The organism is Saprospiraceae bacterium (assembly GCA_026129545.1).
In the GTDB taxonomy this organism is placed as follows: domain Bacteria; phylum Bacteroidota; class Bacteroidia; order Chitinophagales; family Saprospiraceae; genus M3007.
Window position 1 is genome coordinate 118568 of record JAHCHX010000001.1, and the last position, 23590, is coordinate 142157.

Sequence of the window (23590 nt, forward strand, 5' to 3'; positions counted from 1 at the left end):
AACCCGCTCTTTGTATGTCCCGAACGCAAGCGTTTTTGCCGGAGGGAAAACACAAAAGCAGGTTGCGGTTGCGCACGGGACTCGTGTCATGCACCCCATGACCGCGCAATTGTTGAATCAAAAAATCATTGTCCGATAAATCATCTTAGTTATGAAATTAAATCTACCCTTGTACGCTGTTACTTGCCAACCGGCCACCACATCCGCTGGTACATTGAATGGCTTCCGCAAAACATTATTTGCGACCCTATTCTTCCTCATAGTCTTTGTGATGCAGGGGTGGGGGCAGACGACGGGCGATTACCGCAGCCGCCAATCAGGCAACTGGAACGATGGCTGCACTTGGGAACGATACAACGGTACCAACTGGGTAGTGCAATGCCCCTTCCCGGAAGTGGCGGGTACTGCATCAAGTTCTAAAAATGCAACCGGAGGTACTACACATACGGTCTCCCTTCCTGCGGGTATTCAAAGCGGCGACCTGCTGCTTATTTTCTGGTCGGATGCGAATGATAGCGGTACCGAACCAACTACCCCATCTGGCTGGACGCAGCTTTATACAAGTACCAATAGTAATAGTATCCGCCGTACATGGTACAAAGTAGCAGATGGTACAGAAGGCACTACTATCAATATCACAGCCGGTGCGGAACGCAGCGCGCACAACTCTTACCGTATTGCTGCGGGTACTTATCAGGGGGTGCCGGTAGCAGGTACAGTAGCAACAGGAAACAGTAATGCTCCTGACCCGCCATCTCTAACCTCAGGGTTCGGGGCGACGAACACACTTTGGATAGCATCGTTGCACATGCATAACGATGACGGCGGTGGAATAACGAATCCGACGAGCTATGGAAGCCAAGAAACAGCCAATACCGGAGGTGCAGGAGCCTCTCATGCGAGAATGGTGACTGCTCGCCGTGAGTTGAATGCCGCATCAGAAAATCCGGGGACTTTTGGCAGCGTCAGTGCTACTGTTCAGTGGGCAGCCAACACCATCGCCATTCAAAGCGTATCGGTCACTGGCACACCCACAAGTGCCAGCGGCGTCATCACCATTCGCAGCCCACATACGGTGACCTTCAATGCTGCTATCACGGTTGACCAAGTGGTCATCGAATCGGGCGCGACAGTGACTCAAACTGCCAACATGACCATAGCTAATGGCTCAGGTGATGACCTCGTGGTGGATGGCACACTAAACCGTACCGGCGGTGACTTGACCATACAAAGTGGTGCAAATATGGTAGTGAATGGCACTTACTCGCGCAATGGCGGCACCGTGACGACCACGGGTACCTTGGTTTTCAATAGTGGCGGCACATATATTCATGGGTTGAACGGCGGCACTGTCCCCACCGCTTCTTGGAATGCCAACTCCAACTGCAATATCACCGGGATGACAACTATTTATCCCAGTGGCATGGGGCAGACGTTTGGGAATGTGGCGTTTGTCCGTTCTTCGAATAGTGATGTCACAATGGGGGCAGACCTAACCTGCTTGGGCAACCTTACTCATTCAAACTCGGGAAGTGGTGTGCTGAGCATGACGACCTCTGGTGCTAACAGAACCATTGATGTTGGAGGGAGTTTCTCGATGACTTCCGGTAATTTTACGATGGTTGGAAACAATGGCACCGCTACTATCAATACTACTGGTGATTTTAGTATATCTGGCGGCACGCTCAATATGAAAATAAACAATGGTGCAGCCGCCCTCAACGTCACAGGTGATTTCACCAAAACAGGCGGCACTTTCAACCAACGCACCAACGCCACATCAACGTCTATCATAACCGTTGGAGGCAACTTTAGCCACAGTTCCGGCACTTATGATATGTCCGGTGCCGGTGCCATTGGTGTTTTGAACGTGGCCGGCAACTTCTCCCATACAGGCGGCACTCTCACCGAGTCTTCCTCCGGCAGTGGCTCCATCAACTTCAACGGCTCAGGCACACAAACCTACACCTCCGGCGGCACGGTGTCCAACACCATCAACTTCACCGTGAACAGCGGCGCTTTCCTGCAAATGGCTGCGGCGGGTACTACGGTAACAGGTGGAGGATTGTTCACGCTTTCGTCGGGAGCAACGCTCGGCATTACTTCCCCTCAAGGCATCACTACCGCTGCTTGTGGCACGGGAGGCACATGCGGCAATATTCGGACAACGACCCGCACCTTCGACACCGGCGCCAACTACGTCTATAACGGCACCGCCGCTCAGAACACGGGCAACGGCCTGCCCGCCACGGTGAACAACCTCACCTTCGATAACACCGGCGGGGCGGTCACCCTCAACTCGGCGCGAAATATCACGAACGACTTTTCCATCACAACGGGGTCAATCGCCAATCTTGGAGCGGCTTTGACCCATACCGCTAATACTCTGACGTTGGGTGGCGCGGGTACCGTGAACGGCTCTTGGGGGCACCCGTCCTCTCCTGCCACAAACACCAACAACGTGTTCTTTGCCAACGCAACGGGCATCGTGAATGTGGCGACCAACAGCAATCCATGCACCGACCCTGACATTCCCACCCTCTCCGCCACTTCCAACCCAATATGTGATGGCGAAAGCACGACCCTCAGCATTGCTTCGGGCGACCTGAACGATGCCACCGATTGGCAGTGGTACACCGTATCCTGCGGCGGCACCTCTGCGGGCAGCGGTACTTCCATCATAGTATCGCCCAGCATCACTACCACTTATTATGTGCGGGGAGAGGGAGGCTGCGTGACACCCGGGGCTTGCGCCGAAATCACCGTCACCGTCATCCCCAACGTCACCCCCACCGTCAGCATCGTCGCCAATCCCGGCAGCATCATCTGCGACGGCGAAAGTGTGACATTCACGGCCACCGCGAACAACACAGGCGGCGGCACGGTGAGCTACGATTTTCAAGTGGACAACGTGAGCGTGCAGAACGGCGCGTCGAATACTTATACGACCTCGGCGCTGGCGAATGGTGAAGCGGTGACCTGCGAAATCACGGTCACGGGCGGCACTTGCCTCACCACCACCACAGCCACCTCGAACACCGTCACGATGACGGTGAACGATTTGCCAGCCACCTTCAATGTGACAGGCGGCGGCGCGTACTGCGCGGGTGGCGCGGGTGTTCCGGTAGGTCTCAGCGGCTCGGAAACAGGCGTTGATTACCAACTTCAAATCGGCGGCGTTGACACGGGAACTCCGGTGGCTGGCGACGGCAATGCCATCTCTTTTGGCAATCAGACTGCGGCAGGTACTTACACCATCGTAGCAACGAACACCACCACGCTCTGCACGGCCACGATGACTGGCAATGCGGTGGTGACGATAAATCCTTTGCCAACCACCTTTAACGTAACTGGCGGCGGCGCGTATTGCGCGGGCGGCGCGGGTGTCCCGGTGGGTCTCAGCGGTTCGGAAACTGGTGTCAACTACCAACTTCAAATCGGCGGCGTTGACACAGGCAGCCCGGTGGCAGGCGACGGCAACGCGATTAGTTTTGGCAATCAAACTGCGGCGGGAACCTACACCGTCGTGGCCACAAACACCACCACACTCTGCACGGCCACGATGACTGGCAACGCGGTGGTGACCGTGAATCCTTTGCCAACCACCTTCAATGTGACTGGCGGCGGCGCGTACTGCGCGGGTGGCGCGGGTGTTCCGGTAGGTCTCAGCGGTTCCGAAACGGGTGTTGACTATCAACTTCAAATCGGCGGCGTTGACACGGGCAGCCCGGTGGCTGGCGACGGCAACGCGATTAGTTTTGGCAACCAAACAGCGGCGGGAACCTACACCGTCGTGGCCACGAACACCACCACGCTCTGCACGGCCACGATGACAGGCAATGCGGTGGTAACTATCAACGCAGCACCCACTTGTGATATCAACGGTTTGGACATCGTGTGCGCCAACTCGGAAGATAACCTCTACGAGGCACCCACAGGTATGACCTCTTATCAGTGGAGTATCACGGCTGGCAACGGCACGATTGACGGGCCGGACGACGAGGAGACCGTGTTGGTGGATGCTGGTGCGGCGGGTACTTTTGAGTTGACATTGGTCATTACAGGTGCTAACGGTTGCACCTCCACTTGCACGAAAACGGTGACGGTGGCTCCCCCACCCACACTTACCCTTACGGTTGACGCGCCAGCGAACGCGACCTGCGGCGACATCGTGGACATTACCATTGAGGTGAGCAACAATTTCACCAATATCTCCTCCTTGCAGTTCAGCGTCGAGTGGGATGAGGCAAAGTTGATGTATCAGAGTTATGTCGCCCCAGAAATCGGCGGCACGGGCGGCGACCCGTTCGTCGGCGACTTGGATGCCGTGACAAATGGCGAACTGACGTTCACATGGTTCGACCCAGACCCCAACGCGGAGTTCGACGGGGTTGACCTGAGCGACGGCACCGTGATACTGACCCTGACCATGAAAGTCATTGGCAGCACGGGCAGCGTGGCCGTGTCGGTGACAGACAATCCTGAGCCGAGAGAGGTTGTGGATGCGAACTTCTGCTCCAACACAGTGACATCGGTTGATGCGAGCATCGCCTTGAGTCCGATAACGGTCACTTGCCCATCCAACACGACCGTTTGTATTGACGAGGCATCGTTCGGGCTTACTGGAGGCACGCCTTCGGGCGGCACATACACAGGGCCGGGTGTGAGCGCCAACACGTTTGACCCAGTGGCGGCTGGCCCGGGAACGCACACAATCACATACTCCTACACCGATGCAATGGGTTGTTCCAACTCTTGCACGTTTGAGATTACGGTAAATCCTTTGCCAACCACCTTCAATGTGACTGGCGGCGGCGCGTACTGCGCGGGTGGCGCGGGTGTCCCGGTAGGTCTCAGCGGCTCGGAAACAGGCGTTGATTACCAACTTCAAATCGGCGGCGTTGACACGGGAACTCCGGTGGCTGGCGACGGCAATGCCATCTCTTTTGGCAATCAGACTGCGGCAGGTACTTACACCGTCGTAGCAACGAACACCACCACGCTCTGCACGGCCACGATGACTGGCAATGCGGTGGTGACGGTGAATCCTTTGCCGACACCTACCTTCACAGCAGAACCGGGAGCCAATACTTGCCTAAATACAGATGTAACCTATACCACCCAATCGGGTCAATCCAACTATGTTTGGAATGTACCCGGCACGGCAGGTGTGGATTACAATATCACATCGGGCGGCATCGGCGGCACCGACCATACCGTCACCCTGCAATGGCTGACGACTGGCGGCAAAACGGTGACCGTCAACTATGAAGATGCCAACGGATGCTCGGGAGCCAGCCCGGCCTCCAACACAACTACCGTTGACCCAAATGCCAATGCGGGAACAGTCAGCGGCACCACCCCACTTTGCATCAGTGGTGTGACCACCTACACGACCACAGGCGACGCAGGAGGCGTGTGGAGCAGCACGAACACAAGCGTGGCGACAGTGGATGCCTCCACAGGCGAAGTGACCGCCGTGGGCGCTGGCACGACCGACATCACCTACACCATCAGCACGGGCTGTGGCGCCCCGGTCTCGGCTTTCCAAACTTTGACTGTCAACCCAAATGTAAATGCAGGCACAGTCAGCGGCACCACCCCGCTTTGCATCAGTGATGTGACCACCTACACGACCACGGGCGACGCGGGCGGCGTTTGGAGCAGCACAAACACGGGCGTGGCGACAGTGGATGCCTCCACAGGCGAAGTGACCGCCGTGGGCGCTGGCACGACCGACATCACCTACACCATCAGCACGGGCTGTGGCGCTCCGGTCTCGGCGTTCCAAACTTTGACTGTCAACCCGAACGTAAACGCAGGCACAGTCAGCGGCACCACCCCGCTTTGCATCGGCGACGTGACCACATACTCATCCACGGGCGACGCGGGCGGCGTTTGGAGCAGCACAAACACGGGCGTGGCGACAGTGGATGCCTCCACAGGCGAAGTTACCGCCGTGGGCGCTGGCACGACCGACATCACCTACACCATCAGCACGGGCTGTGGCGCTCCGGTCTCGGCGCTCCAAACTTTGACGGTAGAAGTCCCCGACATCAACGTAACGGGTAATTCAGTCTCCATCACCGACGGCGACCTCACCCCCGACGTGGCCGACGACACCAACTTTGGTTGTGTGGAAGTGGCTGGCGGCACGGTGACGCATACATTTACGATTGAAAATACTACTTCCTGCCCGCTTACCCTGACTGGCACACCATATATTGTTATTAGTGGTGTCAATGCAGGTGATTTCGCGGTAACTGTGCAACCCGCTGGCCCCACCGTGACCAACGGAAACCCACTCACATTCGAGGTGGAATTCGACCCCTCGGCAGCGGGTGTCCGCGATGCGACGGTCATTATCGCAAGCGATGACCCTGATGAAAATCCCTTTACTTTTTCGATAAGAGGGTACGGGGTGGATTTGACGGCGAGTTTAGACCCCAATGTTAATCCTATTTGTGAAGGTAGCAGTACCACCCTCACCCTAACGGTGGGCGGCTCGACCGGCCCCTTCACCTACGACTGGACGCCAAATACACTCTCCGGCGCAGGGCCACATATCGTGTCTCCTGTTATCACGACCAATTACAGCGTAGTGGTGACAGATGTGAATGGATGCACAGTGGATGCGGCAACGAGTGTGACGGTGATAGCGCAGCCCGCCATCACCAACCCCGGCCCGCAGACGGCGTGCGACAGTTACACGCTTCCGACCATCACGGGGTCGAACCTCGTGGCGCCGAAGTACTACGACGACAGCCAGGCGAACGGCGGTCAGGAAATCGTCGGCCCCATCACCAGTTCCATGACGGTGTGGATATACGACGAGACGGGCACCGTGCCGAACTGCTTTGACGAGGAGAGTTTCACGGTGACCATCAACCTGACCCCGTCCATCACGAACCCCGGCCCGCAGACGGCGTGCGACAGTTACACGCTTCCGACCATCACGGGCAGCAATCTGGTCAACCCGAAGTACTACGACGACAGCCAGGCGAACGGCGGCCAGGAAATTCTTGGCCCCATCACGGCCACGACGACGGTGTGGATATACGACGAGACAGGCACCGTGCCGAACTGCTTTGACGAGGAGAGTTTCACGGTGACCATCAACAACACGCCGTCCATCACGAACCCCGGCCCGCAGACGGCGTGCGACAGTTACACGCTTCCGACCATCACGGGGTCGAACCTCGTGGCGCCGAAGTACTACGACGACAGCCAGGCGAACGGCGGTCAGGAAATCGTCGGCCCCATCACGGCCACGACGACGGTGTGGATATACGACGAGACGGGCACCGTGCCGAACTGCTTTGACGAGGAGAGTTTTGTGGTGACCATCAACCTGACCCCGTCCATCACGAACCCCGGCCCGCAGACGGCGTGCGACAGTTACACGCTTCCGACCATCACGGGCAGCAATCTGGTCAACCCGAAGTACTACGACGACAGCCAGGCGAACGGCGGCCAGGAAATTCTTGGCCCCATCACGGCCACGACGACGGTGTGGATATACGACGAGACGGGCACCGTGCCGAACTGCTCGGACGAGGAGAGTTTTGTGGTGACCATCAACCTGACCCCGTCCATCACCAACCCCGGCCCGCAGACGGCGTGCGACAGTTACACCTTGCCGACCATCACGGGCAGCAATCTGGTCAACCCGAAGTACTACGACGACAGCCAGGCGAACGGCGGTCAGGAAATTCTTGGCCCCATCACCAGTTCCACGACGGTGTGGATATACGACGAGACGGGCACCGCGCCGAACTGCTTTGACGAGGAGAGTTTCACGGTGACCATCAACAACACGCCGTCCATCACCAACCCCGGCCCGCAGACGGCGTGCGACAGTTACACCTTGCCGACCATCACTGGGTCGAACCTCGTGGCGCCGAAATACTACGACGACAGCCGCGAACGGCGGTCGGAAATCGTCGCCCCATCACCAGTTCCACGACGGTGTGGATATACGACGAGACAGGCACCGCGCCGAACTGCTCCGACGAGGAGAGTTTCACGGTGACCATCAACCTGACCCCGTCCATCACGAACCCCGGCCCGCAGACGGCGTGCGACAGTTACACCTTGCCGACCATCACGGGCAGCAATCTGGTCAACCCGAAATACTACGACGACAGCCAGGCGAACGGCGGTCAGGAAATTGTCGCCCCCATCACGGCCACGACGACGGTGTGGATATACGACGAGACAGGCACCGCGCCGAACTGCTTTGACGAGGAGAGTTTCACGGTGACCATCAACCTGACCCCGTCCATCACGAACCCCGCCCGCAGACGGCGTGCGACAGTTACGCTTCCGACCATCACGGGCAGCAATCTGGTCAACGAAGTACTACGACGACAGCCAGGCGAACGGCGGCCAGGAAATTCTTGGCCCCATCACGGCCACGACGACGGTGTGGATATACGACGAGACAGGCACCGTGCCGAACTGCTTTGACGAGGAGAGTTTCACGGTGACCATCAACAACACGCCGTCCATCACGAACCCCGGCCCGCAGACGGCGTGCGACAGTTACACGCTTCCGACCATCACGGGTCGAACTCGTGGCGCCGAAGTACTACGACGACAGCCAGGCGAACGGCGGCCAGGAAATCTTCGGCCCCATCACGGCCACGACGACGGTGTGGATATACGACGAGACGGGCACCGTGCCGAACTGCTTTGACGAGGAGAGTTTCACGGTGACCATCAACCTGACCCCGTCCATCACGAACCCCGGCCCGCAGACGGCGTGCGACAGTTACACGCTTCCGACCATCACGGGCAGCAATCTGGTCAACCCGAAGTACTACGACGACAGCCAGGCGAACGGCGGCCAGGAAATTCTTGGCCCCATCACGGCCACGACGACGGTGTGGATATACGACGAGACGGGCACCGTGCCGAACTGCTCGGACGAGGAGAGTTTTGTGGTGACCATCAACCTGACCCCGTCCATCACCAACCCCGGCCCGCAGACGGCGTGCGACAGTTACACCTTGCCGACCATCACGGGCAGCAATCTGGTCAACCCGAAGTACTACGACGACAGCCAGGCGAACGGCGGTCAGGAAATTCTTGGCCCCATCACCAGTTCCACGACGGTGTGGATATACGACGAGACGGGCACCGCGCCGAACTGCTTTGACGAGGAGAGTTTCACGGTGACCATCAACAACACGCCGTCCATCACCAACCCCGGCCCGCAGACGGCGTGCGACAGTTACACCTTGCCGACCATCACTGGGTCGAACCTCGTGGCGCCGAAATACTACGACGACAGCCAGGCGAACGGCGGTCAGGAAATCGTCGGCCCCATCACCAGTTCCACGACGGTGTGGATATACGACGAGACAGGCACCGCGCCGAACTGCTCCGACGAGGAGAGTTTCACGGTGACCATCAACCTGACCCCGTCCATCACGAACCCCGGCCCGCAGACGGCGTGCGACAGTTACACCTTGCCGACCATCACGGGCAGCAATCTGGTCAACCCGAAATACTACGACGACAGCCAGGCGAACGGCGGTCAGGAAATTGTCGGCCCCATCACGGCCACGACGACGGTGTGGATATACGACGAGACAGGCACCGCGCCGAACTGCTTTGACGAGGAGAGTTTCACGGTGACCATCAACCTGACCCCGTCCATCACGAACCCCGGCCCGCAGACGGCGTGCGACAGTTACACGCTTCCGACCATCACGGGCAGCAATCTGGTCAACCCGAAGTACTACGACGACAGCCAGGCGAACGGCGGCCAGGAAATTCTGGCCCCATCACGGCCACGACGACGGTGTGGATATACGACGAGACAGGCACCGTGCCGAACTGCTTTGACGAGGAGAGTTTCACGGTGACCATCAACAACACGCCGTCCATCACGAACCCCGGCCCGCAGACGGCGTGCGACAGTTACACGCTTCCGACCATCACGGGGTCGAACCTCGTGGCGCCGAAGTACTACGACGACAGCCAGGCGAACGGCGGTCAGGAAATCGTCGGCCCCATCACGGCCACGACGACGGTGTGGATATACGACGAGACGGGCACCGCGCCGAACTGCTCGGACGAGGAGAGTTTCACGGTGACCATCAACCTGACCCCGTCCATCACGAACCCCGGCCCGCAGACGGCGTGCGACAGTTACACCTTGCCGACCATCACGGGGTCGAACCTCGTGGCGCCGAAATACTACGACGACAGCCAGGCGAACGGCGGCCAGGAAATTCTTGGCCCCATCACCAGTTCCATGACGGTGTGGATATACGACGAGACAGGCACCGCGCCGAACTGCTCCGACGAGGAGAGTTTCACGGTGACCATCAACCTGACCCCGTCCATCACCAACCCCGGCCCCCAGACGGCATGCGACAGTTACACCTTGCCGACCATCACGGGCAGCAATCTGGTCAACCCGAAGTACTACGACGACAGCCAGGCAAACGGCGGTCAGGAAATCGTCGGCCCCATCACGGCCACGACGACGGTGTGGATATACGACGAGACGGGCACCGCGCCGAACTGCTTTGACGAGGAGAGTTTTGTGGTGACCATCAACCTGACCCCGTCCATCACGAACCCCGGCCCGCAGACGGCATGCGACAGTTACACCTTGCCGACCATCACGGGCAGCAATCTGGTCAACCCGAAATACTACGACGACAGCCAGGCGAACGGCGGTCAGGAAATCGTCGGCCCCATCACCAGTTCCACGACGGTGTGGATATACGACGAGACGGGCACCGTGCCGAACTGCTTTGACGAGGAGAGTTTTGTGGTGACCATCAACCTGACCCCGTCCATCACGAACCCCGGCCCGCAGACGGCGTGCGACAGTTACACCTTGCCGACCATCACGGGCAGCAATCTGGTCAACCCGAAGTACTACGACGACAGCCAGGCGAACGGCGGTCAGGAAATCGTCGGTCCCATCACCAGTTCCATGACGGTGTGGATATACGACGAGACGGGCACCGTGCCGAACTGCTTTGACGAGGAGAGTTTCACGGTGACCATCAACCTGACCCCGTCCATCACCAACCCCGGCCCGCAGACGGCGTGCGACAGTTACACCTTGCCGACCATCACGGGGTCGAACCTCGTGGCGCCGAAGTACTACGACGACAGCCAAGCGAACGGCGGCCAGGAAATTCTTGGCCCCATCACGGCCACGACGACGGTGTGGATATACGACGAGACGGGCACCGCGCCGAACTGCTCGGACGAGGAGAGTTTCACGGTGACCATCAACAACACGCCGTCCATCACCAACCCCGGCCCGCAGACGGCGTGCGACAGTTACACCTTGCTGACCATCACGGGCAGCAATCTGGTCAACCCGAAATACTACGACGACAGCCAGGCGAACGGCGGTCAGGAAATCGTCGGTCCCATCACCAGTTCCATGACGGTGTGGATATACGACGAGACGGGCACCGTGCCGAACTGCTCCGACGAGGAGAGTTTCACGGTGACCATCAACAACACGCCGTCCATCACCAACCCCGGCCCGCAGACGGCGTGCGACAGTTACACGCTTCCGACCATCACGGGGTCGAACCTCGTGGCGCCGAAGTACTACGACGACAGCCAGGCGAACGGCGGCCAGGAAATTCTTGGCCCCATCACCAGTTCCATGACGGTGTGGATATACGACGAGACAGGCACCGCGCCGAACTGCTCCGACGAGGAGAGTTTCACGGTGACCATCAACCTGACCCCGTCCATCACCAACCCCGGCCCCCAGACGGCATGCGACAGTTACACCTTGCCGACCATCACGGGCAGCAATCTGGTCAACCCGAAGTACTACGACGACAGCCAGGCAAACGGCGGTCAGGAAATCGTCGGCCCCATCACGGCCACGACGACGGTGTGGATATACGACGAGACGGGCACCGCGCCGAACTGCTTTGACGAGGAGAGTTTTGTGGTGACCATCAACCTGACCCCGTCCATCACGAACCCCGGCCCGCAGACGGCATGCGACAGTTACACCTTGCCGACCATCACGGGCAGCAATCTGGTCAACCCGAAATACTACGACGACAGCCAGGCGAACGGCGGTCAGGAAATCGTCGGCCCCATCACCAGTTCCACGACGGTGTGGATATACGACGAGACGGGCACCGTGCCGAACTGCTTTGACGAGGAGAGTTTCACGGTGACCATCAACCTGACCCCGTCCATCACGAACCCCGGCCCGCAGACGGCGTGCGACAGTTACACGCTTCCGACCATCACGGGCAGCAATCTGGTCAACCCGAAATACTACGACGACAGCCAGGCGAACGGCGGTCAGGAAATTGTCGGCCCCATCACGGCCACGACGACGGTGTGGATATACGACGAGACAGGCACCGCGCCGAACTGCTTTGACGAGGAGAGTTTTGTGGTGACCATCAACCTGACCCCGTCCATCACCAACCCCGGCCCGCAGACGGCGTGCGACAGTTACACCTTGCCGACCATCACGGGCAGCAATCTGGTCAACCCGAAGTACTACGACGACAGCCAGGCGAACGGCGGCCAGGAAATTCTTGGCCCCATCACGGCCACGACGACGGTGTGGATATACGACGAGACGGGCACCGTGCCGAACTGCTTTGACGAGGAGAGTTTTGTGGTGACCATCAACCTGACCCCGTCCATCACGAACCCCGGCCCCCAGACGGCATGCGACAGTTACACGCTTCCGACCATCACTGGGTCGAACCTCGTGGCGCCGAAGTACTACGACGACAGCCAGGCGAACGGCGGTCAGGAAATCGTCGGCCCCATCACCAGTTCCACGACGGTGTGGATATACGACGAGACAGGCACCGCGCCGAACTGCTTTGACGAGGAGAGTTTCACGGTGACCATCAACCTGACCCCGTCCATCACGAACCCCGGCCCGCAGACGGCGTGCGACAGTTACACGCTTCCGACCATCACGGGGTCGAACCTCGTGGCGCCGAAATACTACGACGACAGCCAGGCGAACGGCGGTCAGGAAATCGTCGGCCCCATCACGGCCACGACGACGGTATGGATATACGACGAGACAGGCACCGCGCCGAACTGCTCCGACGAGGAGAGTTTTGTGGTGACCATCAACCTGACCCCGTCCATCACGAACCCCGGCCCGCAGACGGCGTGCGACAGTTACACGCTTCCGACCATCACGGGCAGCGATCTGGTCAACCCGAAATACTACGACGACAGCCAGGCAAACGGCGGTCAGGAAATTCTTGGCCCCATCACGGCCACGACGACGGTGTGGATATACGACGAGACGGGCACCGTGCCGAACTGCTCGGACGAGGAGAGTTTTGTGGTGACCATCAACCTGACCCCGTCCATCACGAACCCCGGCCCGCAGACGGCGTGCGACAGTTACACGCTTCCGACCATCACGGGCAGCGATCTGGTCAACCCGAAATACTACGACGACAGCCAGGCAAACGGCGGTCAGGAAATTCTTGGCCCCATCACGGCCACGACGACGGTGTGGATATACGACGAGACGGGCACCGTGCCGAACTGCTCGGACGAGGAGAGTTTTGTGGTGACCATCAACCTGACCCCGTCCATCACGAACCCCGGCCCGCAGACGGCGTGCGACAGTTACACGCTTCCGACCATCACGGGCAGCAATCTGGTCAACCCGAAGTACTACGACGACAGCCAGGCGAACGGCGGCCAGGAAATTCTTGGCCCCATCACGGCCACGACGACGGTGTGGATATACGACGAGACGGGCACCGCGCCGAACTGCTCGGACGAGGAGAGTTTCACGGTGACCATCAACAACACGCCGTCCATCACCAACCCCGGCCCGCAGACGGCGTGCGACAGTTACACCTTGCCGACCATCACGGGCAGCAATCTGGTCAACCCGAAATACTACGACGACAGCCAGGCAAACGGCGGTCAGGAAATCGTCGGCCCCATCACGGCCACGACGACGGTGTGGATATACGACGAGACGGGCACCGCGCCGAACTGCTCGGACGAGGAGAGTTTTGTGGTGACCATCAACAACACGCCGTCCATCACCAACCCCGGCCCGCAGACGGCGTGCGACAGTTACACCTTGCCGACCATCACGGGCAGCAATCTGGTCAACCCGAAATACTACGACGACAGCCAAGCGAACGGCGGTCAGGAAATTCTTGGCCCCATCACGGCCACGACGACGGTGTGGATATACGACGAGACGGGCACCGTGCCGAACTGCTTTGACGAGGAGAGTTTCACGGTGACCATCAACAACACGCCGTCCATCACCAACCCCGGCCCGCAGACGGCGTGCGACAGTTACACGCTTCCGACCATCACTGGGTCGAACCTCGTGGCGCCGAAGTACTACGACGACAGCCAGGCAAACGGCGGTCAGGAAATCGTCGGCCCCATCACCAGTTCCATGACGGTGTGGATATACGACGAGACGGGCACCGTGCCGAACTGCTCGGACGAGGAGAGTTTCACGGTGACCATCAACCTGACCCCGTCCATCACGAACCCCGGCCCGCAGACGGCGTGCGACAGTTACACCTTGCCGACCATCACGGGCAGCAATCTGGTCAACCCGAAGTACTACGACGACAGCCAGGCGAACGGCGGCCAGGAAATCGTCGGCCCCATCACCAGTTCCACGACGGTGTGGATATACGACGAGACGGGCACCGCGCCGAACTGCTCGGACGAGGAGAGTTTCACGGTGACCATCAACCTGACCCCGTCCATCACGAACCCCGGCCCGCAGACGGCGTGCGACAGTTACACCTTGCCGACCATCACGGGCAGCAATCTGGTCAACCCGAAATACTACGACGACAGCCAAGCGAACGGCGGTCAGGAAATCGTCGGCCCCATCACCAGTTCCACGACGGTGTGGATATACGACGAGACGGGCACCGTGCCGAACTGCTCGGACGAGGAGAGTTTCACGGTGACCATCAACCTGACCCCGTCCATCACGAACCCCGGCCCGCAGACGGCGTGCGACAGTTACACGCTTCCGACCATCACTGGGTCGAACCTCGTGGCGCCGAAGTACTACGACGACAGCCAAGCGAACGGCGGTCAGGAAATCGTCGGCCCCATCACCAGTTCCATGACGGTGTGGATATACGACGAGACGGGCACCGTGCCGAACTGCTCGGACGAGGAGAGTTTCACGGTGACCATCAACCTGACCCCGTCCATCACCAACCCCGGCCCGCAGACGGCGTGCGACAGTTACACCTTGCCGACCATCACGGGCAGCAATCTGGTCAACCCGAAATACTACGACGACAGCCAAGCGAACGGCGGTCAGGAAATCGTCGGCCCCATCACCAGTTCCACGACGGTGTGGATATACGACGAGACGGGCACCGCGCCGAACTGCTCCGACGAGGAGAGTTTCACGGTGACCATCAACCTGACCCCGTCCATCACGAACCCCGGCCCGCAGACGGCGTGCGACAGTTACACGCTTCCGACCATCACTGGGTCGAACCTCGTGGCGCCGAAGTACTACGACGACAGCCAAGCGAACGGCGGTCAGGAAATCGTCGGCCCCATCACCAGTTCCATGACGGTGTGGATATACGACGAGACGGGCACCGTGCCGAACTGCTCGGACGAGGAGAGTTTCACGGTGACCATCAACCTGACCCCGTCCATCACCAACCCCGGCCCGCAGACGGCGTGCGACAGTTACACCTTGCCGACCATCACGGGCAGCAATCTGGTCAACCCGAAATACTACGACGACAGCCAAGCGAACGGCGGTCAGGAAATCGTCGGCCCCATCACCAGTTCCACGACGGTGTGGATATACGACGAGACGGGCACCGCGCCGAACTGCTCCGACGAGGAGAGTTTTGTGGTGACCATCAACAACACGCCGTCCATCACCAACCCCGGCCCGCAGACGGCGTGCGACAGTTACACCTTGCCGACCATCACGGGCAGCAATCTGGTCAACCCGAAGTACTACGACGACAGCCAGGCGAACGGCGGCCAGGAAATCGTCGGCCCCATCACCAGTTCCATGACGGTGTGGATATACGACGAGACGGGCACCGCGCCGAACTGCTTTGACGAGGAGAGTTTCACGGTGACCATCAACCTGACCCCGTCCATCACGAACCCCGGCCCGCAGACGGCGTGCGACAGTTACACCTTGCCGACCATCACTGGGTCGAACCTCGTGGCGCCGAAATACTACGACGACAGCCAAGCGAACGGCGGTCAGGAAATCGTCGGTCCCATCACCAGTTCCATGACGGTGTGGATATACGACGAGACAGGCACCGCGCCGAACTGCTCCGACGAGGAGAGTTTTGTGGTGACGATAACTCCCTGCGCCATCAACTTCTCCGGTCGCATTATCTGGGAGGCCACCCGACTCACCACGATGACGGGCGTAAATGAAGTAACGACCAACCTTACAGGTGATGATACCGATACCGATTTGACGGGTGCGACAGGCGATTTCTTGTTGGTCGCCAATTCAGGTTCGGACTTCGAATTGACCCCGGTCAAGAACGTGCCGATGCCTTTTGCGCTCAACGGCGTGACGACGGCAGATGCATCGCGCATCACTCAACACGCGCTCAACATCCTCCCGATTACAGACCCGTACAAACTCATCGCGGCGGATGTCAACACGTCCAACTCCATCACGACGGCGGATGCCAGTTTCATCACGCAGGCAGTGTTGGGCAATCCAGTCTTCCAGTTGGCTTTCATCAACAAGACTTGGCGTTTTGTGCCGAAGGACTATGTGTTCCCCATACCAGCCAGCCCTTGGGGATACCCGCAGTCTATCGTTTACACAGGCATCAGCGGCGACCAAACCGACCAAGATTTCATTGGGGTGAAAATGGGCGACGTGAACAACACGGCCAATCCCGCCAACTTCGGTGGTCAATTGGCGCCGAACCTGATTTGGAGGGTGCAAGACAGGCTGTTGCAACAGGGTGAAACATTCGTTGCTGAGTTCCGTGCCGACAACCTCTATGACTTGTTGGCATATCAGTTTGGGATGCTTTTCGACGTGACCAAGCTTGAGTTGTTGGAGATAGAGACCATTCCGGGCAGCCCGATGAGCGAAGATAACTTTGGTATCTACAATTTGGCCGCTGGTGAGATTCGCGCTGCTTTGGCATTGGCCCAAGCCATCACATTGGAAGATGGCACCGCGGTGTTCCGCCTGAAATTCAAAGTGTTGGAAGGCGGGAGCAAACTCAGCACCGTGCTGCATATCACCAACGATGTCCTGTTGGCAGAGGCATATAGGAGCGATTACACGCCCGGCCCGGTGAGTTTGGTGTATGGCGGCATCACAACCAGCACAGGAGAGCCGGAAATGGGCAAACTCGAGTTGTTGCAAAACCGCCCGAATCCATTCCAAGGCCGTACGGTCATTGGTTTTGAGTTGCCGGGTGCTTGCGACGCGACGCTGCGCGTGTTCGACACGAAAGGGCGCTTACTGCGCGAACGTTCCGCATTCTATCCTGCTGGAAGCCATCAAGTGGAGTTTGATTTTGGCACCGAAAGAGAGACGGGGGTACTCTACTACGATTTGACCACGCCCTTTGGCGTGTTAGCGAAAAAAATGGTGCTTACGAGAGAATGATTTTAGGGACAAATATCCCGTGTGAATAACGTTTTGAAACAAAGACGCGAAGGCTCAAAGTTTTATCAATCACTTACACTCAATGAAAGGTGGTTTGCGAAAAAATGCCCGTTTAAATCCTTGAAAATCATTGTTATCAATCAAGGAAATCTCGCAAATCATTTTCATCTGGGTATACTTAGAGCCTTTGCGCCTTTGTGGCAACAATCATAAAAATCAAGAAAGTCAATCATGGCCATCCGACAAATCTTGACGAATCAAGGTATAGTTTCAAACAATTCAGTTTCCTCAAGCCATTGTGACCGCAAACGCAATGTCCAAAGATTAAACTTTCCCTTTACTATGAAAAAATCTCTCTACCCAACGCTCTCTTTTTTAAAAACAAGCACGCGCTATGTTTTACTGTCTGCTTTTGCCCTCTTATGGGGCAATACGATGTGGGCGCAAACCAACCCGCCCGCGCAGAGCCTGCCTTATTCGCAGAACTTTGGGACTACAACCTTCACGGCGATGCCAACTGGTTGGGCTGCTTGGAATGGTCTGAATGGCGGAAGCATCACTACACAGGCTTTAGCGGAAGCATCGGTTCCAACAGGAAATGCCACTGTTACTGCTGCGGTTGTTGCGCAGACTACAGGTGGGGTCTATGGTTTTGCTACCTCCTCGAATGGCCGCGCTTATGTGCAAACAAGTGGCAACGATGGCAATGGGGTCAACCAACTGGCATTGGCAATTAACACGACTGGGAAGTCAAACATTGTAGTAAAATACGACGTGGAAATAATCAACGCTCAAACTCGAACGGTGGGTATTGTGATGCAATATAGAGTTGGTACGAGTGGTGCTTGGACAACGGTTCCTTCCGCAACGGGCAATCCATATTCTCAATCGGGTGGGACAGTTGGTGTTAAGGCCAACGTTATTCTGACGCTCCCATCTGGGGCAAATAATCAGTCAGTTGTACAGTTGAGATGGGCGATTTGGAGAGGTACCGAAGCAGGGGCCAGTTCTGGGATAGCAATTGACAACGTCACCGTTTGCGAAGCCCCCACCGCCAACGCAGGCCCCGACCAATTGACTTGCGTGGATGGCGTGGTGCGCATGGCAGGCTCCGTAGGCGGTTCCGCCACGGGCGGCACTTGGAGCGACGGCGGTTTGGGCGGCACTTTTTTGCCCAATGCCAACAACCTGAACGCATTCTATATACCCCCAACAGGCAACACAGACACCATCTCGTTGGTGCTCACCACTACGGGTGGATGCCCGCCGCAGGCCACCGATACCATGCGCATAGCCTATGGCTCATTGCCTCCAATGACCCTTCGCGCCGTAGCCCCTGCCAGTGTCACTTGCGGTGAAAACGTGACCATCAGCATTGAAGTGGATGGCTTTGTGGACATCAAGTCCTACCAATTTGCGTTGGAGTGGGACCCTGCGATATTTGATTATGTAGGCTATAGTGCTACTGTCATCGGTGGGGTCGAAGGGACAGTGGGTGAATTTGACGTGGCCAACGGCATATTGACTTATGGCTGGGTAGATCCTGCTGGCATCCCCGGCGAAAACTTGGCCGACGAAACAGTAGTGCTAACCGTGACGCTCAAAGCATTGGTAAACACCGCGACAGACGAGCCTGTCAACATCATCGGCACCATCGTCACGCCCATAGAGGCAACAAACAGTCAACTGTGCTTTTTGACGGTAAATGTCGAAAACGAGGCCGAAATTGACATCGAGCCTATCACGGTGCAATGTCCGGCGAATTTTGCCGTATGTGTTTACGATGTGCCTTTTGCGCTTTCTGGTGGTACTCCCGATGGTGGCGACTTCAGCGGCAATGGGGTGACGAATAACGAGTTTGACCCCGCCGCCGCCAATATTGGCGCAAACACCATCACTTACTCATACACAGACAACAATGGTTGTAGTAATTCTTGCGAATTCACCATTACGGTAAATGCACAACCTACTGTGACCTGTCCTTTAGACCAAATAGTTTGTGAAGACGAACTGCCGCTTGATTTGACGACCCTCGGTGCTTTGCCCGCAGGTGGTTCGTTCAGCGGCACAGGCGTGACTGGCACCTCTTACAATGCTGCGGGAGGCACGACCAACACTGTGACCTATACTTACAACGACGGCAATTGTGAAAATTCCTGCACGTTCGACATCACCGTGAACACCAACCCCGCATGCAATATCACCGGTTTGGACATCGTGTGCGCCAACTCGGAAGACAACCTCTACGAGGCACCCACAGGCATGACTTCCTACCAGTGGAGCATCACGGGCAACGGCACGATTGACGGGCCGGACGACGAGGAGACCGTGTTGGTGGATGCTGGCGCGGTGGGTTCGTATGAGTTGCTCTTGACCATCACAGATGCCAACGGTTGCACCTCCACTTGCACGAAAACGGTGACGGTGGCTCCCCCACCTACACTGACCCTTACGGTTGACGCGCCAGCGAACGCGACCTGCGGCGACATCGTGGACATTACCATTGAGGTGAGCAACAGTTTCACCAATATCTCCTCCTTGCAGTTCAGCGTCGAGTGGGATGAGGCAAAGTTGATGTATCAGAGTTATGTCGCCCCAGAAATCGGCGGCACAGGCGGCGACCCGTTCGTCGGCGACTTGGATGCCGTGACAAATGGCGAACTGACGTTCACATGGTTCGACCCAGACCCCAACGCAGAGTTCGACGGGGTTGACCTGAGCGACGGCACCGTGATACTGACCCTGACCATGAAAGTCATTGGCAGCACGGGCAGCGTGGCGGTGTCGGTGACAGACAACCCTGAGCCGAGAGAGGTTGTGGATGCGAACTTCTGCTCCAACACAGTGACATCGGTTGATGCGAGCATCGCCTTGAGTCCGATAACGGTCACCTGCCCATCCAACACGACCGTTTGTATTGACGAGGCATCGTTCGGGCTTACTGGAGGCACGCCTTCGGGCGGCACATACACAGGGCCGGGCGTGAGTGCCAACACTTTCGACCCGGCGGCGGCTGGCCCGGGCACACACGCCATCACATACTCCTACACCGATGCGATGGGATGTTCCAACTCATGCACATTTGATATTACGGTAGAGGATGGATTGCCCACAGCGGATGCCGGCAATGGCGGCGACGAGTGCGACCTGACCTTCTCGCTGAACGCTGTGCCGAGCGTCGGCACGGGCGCTTGGACGTATTCCGGCCCCGGCACCGCGTCGTTCGACCCCGACGTAAACACAGCGACCGCGATAGTGACGGTGACTGACTACGGCACCTACACCTTTACATGGACAGAGACCAATGGTGCCTGCACGGATGATGACGACGTGACGGTCAATTTCTACGAGCAACCTATCGTCTCCGACCAGCTGAATCAGGCGCAATGTGCCAACGGCGACTTCACCATGACCCAGTCCGCGCCAAGCGTGGGCACGGGCGTTTGGACGGTCGAGAGCGGCACGGCGACGATTACCGACGACGCCGACCCGACGACGACGGTGACCGGTGTTCCGGTCGGCACGAGCGCAACGGTTCGGTGGACGGTGACGAACGGCACCTGTAGCGTGTTTGACGAGGTTACGCTGACGAACGACGAGCAGCCCGTTGCGAACGCTGGCAACGGCGGCGACGAGTGCGACCTGACCTTCTCGCTGAACGCCGTGCCGAGCGTCGGCACCGGCACATGGACGTACGCCGGCCCCGGCACCGCGACGTTTGCGCCAGACGCGAACGACCCGGCCGCGACAGCGACGGTGACGGCCTACGGCGCCTACACTTTCACATGGACGGAAGTCAACGGCACCTGCACGGACGCCGACGATGTGACGGTGAACTTCTACGAGCAGCCTGTAGCGAACGCTGGCAATGGTGGCGACGAGTGCGACCTGACCTTCTCGCTGAACGCCGTGCCGAGCGTCGGCACCGGCACATGGACGTACGCCGGCCCCGGCACCGCGACCTTCGCGCCAGACGCGAACGACCCGGACGCGACAGCGACGGTGACGGCCTACGGCACCTACACTTTCACATGGACGGAAGTCAACGGCACCTGCACGGACGCCGACGATGTGACGGTGAACTTCTACGAGCAGCCTGTAGCGAACGCTGGCAACGGCGGCGACGAGTGCGACCTGACCTTCTCGCTGAACGCCGTGCCGAGCGTCGGCACCGGCACATGGACGTACGCCGGCCCCGGCACCGCGACCTTCGCGCCAGACGCGAACGACCCGGCCGCGACGGCGACGGTGACGGCCTACGGCGCCTACACTTTCACATGGACGGAGGTCAACGGCATCTGCACGGACGCCGACGACGTGACGGTGAACTTCTACGAGCAGCCTGTAGCGAACGCTGGCAACGGTGGCGACGAGTGCGACCTGACCTTCTCGCTGAACGCCGTGCCGAGCGTCGGCACCGGCACATGGACGTACGCCGGCCCCGGCACCGCGACCTTCGCGCCAGACGCGAACGACCCGGCCGCGACAGCGACGGTGACGGCCTACGGCACCTACACTTTCACATGGACGGAAGTCAACGGCACCTGCACGGACGCCGACGATGTGACGGTGAACTTCTACGAGCAGCCTGTAGCGAACGCTGGCAACGGCGGCGACGAGTGCGACCTGACCTTCTCGCTGAACGCCGTGCCGAGCGTCGGCACCGGCACATGGACGTACGCCGGCCCCGGCACCGCGACCTTCGCGCCAGACGCGAACGACCCGGCCGCGACAGCGACGGTGACGGCCTACGGCACCTACACTTTCACATGGACGGAAGTCAACGGCACCTGCACGGACGCCGACGACGTGACGGTGAACTTCTACGAGCAGCCTGTAGCGAACGCTGGCAACGGTGGCGACGAGTGCGACCTGACCTTCTCGCTGAACGCCGTGCCGAGCGTCGGCACCGGCACATGGACGTACGCCGGCCCCGGCACCGCGACCTTCGCGCCAGACGCGAACGACCCGGCCGCGACAGCGACGGTGACGGCCTACGGCACCTACACTTTCACATGGACGGAAGTCAACGGCACCTGCACGGACGCCGACGATGTGACGGTGAACTTCTACGAGCAGCCTGTAGCGAACGCTGGCAACGGCGGCGACGAGTGCGACCTGACCTTCTCGCTGAACGCCGTGCCGAGCGTCGGCACCGGCACATGGACGTACGCCGGCCCTGGCACCGCGACCTTCGCGCCAGACGCGAACGACCCGGCCGCGACGGCGACGGTGACGGCCTACGGCGCCTACACTTTCACATGGACGGAGGTCAACGGCATCTGCACGGACGCCGACGACGTGACGGTGAACTTCTACGAGCAGCCTGTAGCGAACGCTGGCAACGGTGGCGACGAGTGCGACCTGACCTTCTCGCTGAACGCCGTGCCGAGCGTCGGCACCGGCACATGGACGTACGCCGGCCCCGGCACCGCGACCTTCGCGCCAGACGCGAACGACCCGGCCGCGACGGCGACGGTGACGGCCTACGGCACCTACACTTTCACATGGACGGAGGTCAACGGCATCTGCACGGACGCCGACGACGTGACGGTGAACTTCTACGAGCAGCCTGTAGCGAACGCTGGCAACGGCGGCGACGAGTGCGACCTGACCTTCTCGCTGAACGCCGTGCCGAGCGTCGGCACCGGCACATGGACGTACGCCGGTCCCGGCACCGCGACCTTCGCGCCAGACGCGAACGACCCGGACGCGACAGCGACGGTGACGGCCTACGGCGCCTACACTTTCACATGGACGGAAGTCAACGGCACCTGCACGGACGCCGACGATGTGACGGTGAACTTCTACGAGCAGTCTGTAGCGAACGCTGGCAACGGCGGCGACGAGTGCGACCTGACCTTCTCGCTGAACGCCGTGCCGAGCGTCGGCACCGGCACATGGACGTACGCCGCCCGGCACCGCGACCTTCGCGCCTGACGCGAACGACCCAGCCGCGAC

At 59.2% G+C, this 23590-nt stretch carries 4 protein-coding genes; all 4 read left to right on the forward strand.

The window, feature by feature from the left end:
* Positions 1–151: 151 nt before the first annotated feature.
* The 4 genes from KIS77_00365 to KIS77_00380 all read left to right on the forward strand — a co-directional run bounded on the left by KIS77_00365 (position 152) and on the right by KIS77_00380 (position 23569).
* Positions 152–8032 (forward strand): Ig-like domain-containing protein, encoded by a 7881-nt coding sequence (locus tag KIS77_00365; protein MCW5920772.1) that lies wholly within the window; start codon positions 152–154, stop codon positions 8030–8032.
* Positions 7969–8469 carry a hypothetical protein gene (locus KIS77_00370; protein ID MCW5920773.1) on the forward strand — a complete coding sequence of 167 codons (501 nt, stop codon included), beginning with the start codon at positions 7969–7971 and terminating at the stop codon, positions 8467–8469. Before KIS77_00365 ends, KIS77_00370 begins: the two co-directional genes overlap by 64 nt.
* A 1219-nt stretch (positions 8470–9688) precedes the next feature.
* Positions 9689–17629 carry a hypothetical protein gene (locus tag KIS77_00375; GenBank protein MCW5920774.1) on the forward strand — a complete coding sequence of 2647 codons (7941 nt, stop codon included), beginning with the start codon at positions 9689–9691 and terminating at the stop codon, positions 17627–17629.
* Positions 17630–17971: 342 nt separating this feature from the next.
* A complete protein-coding gene (locus KIS77_00380) occupies positions 17972–23569 on the forward strand; it encodes an HYR domain-containing protein (protein MCW5920775.1) in 5598 nt (1865 codons plus the stop codon).
* The last annotated feature ends 21 nt before the right edge of the window (positions 23570–23590 follow it).

Excerpts from the sequence above, each read along its gene's own strand:
- KIS77_00365 (MCW5920772.1), top strand. The coding sequence starts at position 152 with ATGAAATTAAATCTACCCTTGTACGCTGTTACTTGCCAACCGGCCACC.
- KIS77_00380 (MCW5920775.1), top strand. The coding sequence starts at position 17,972 with ATGAAAAAATCTCTCTACCCAACGCTCTCTTTTTTAAAAACAAGCACG.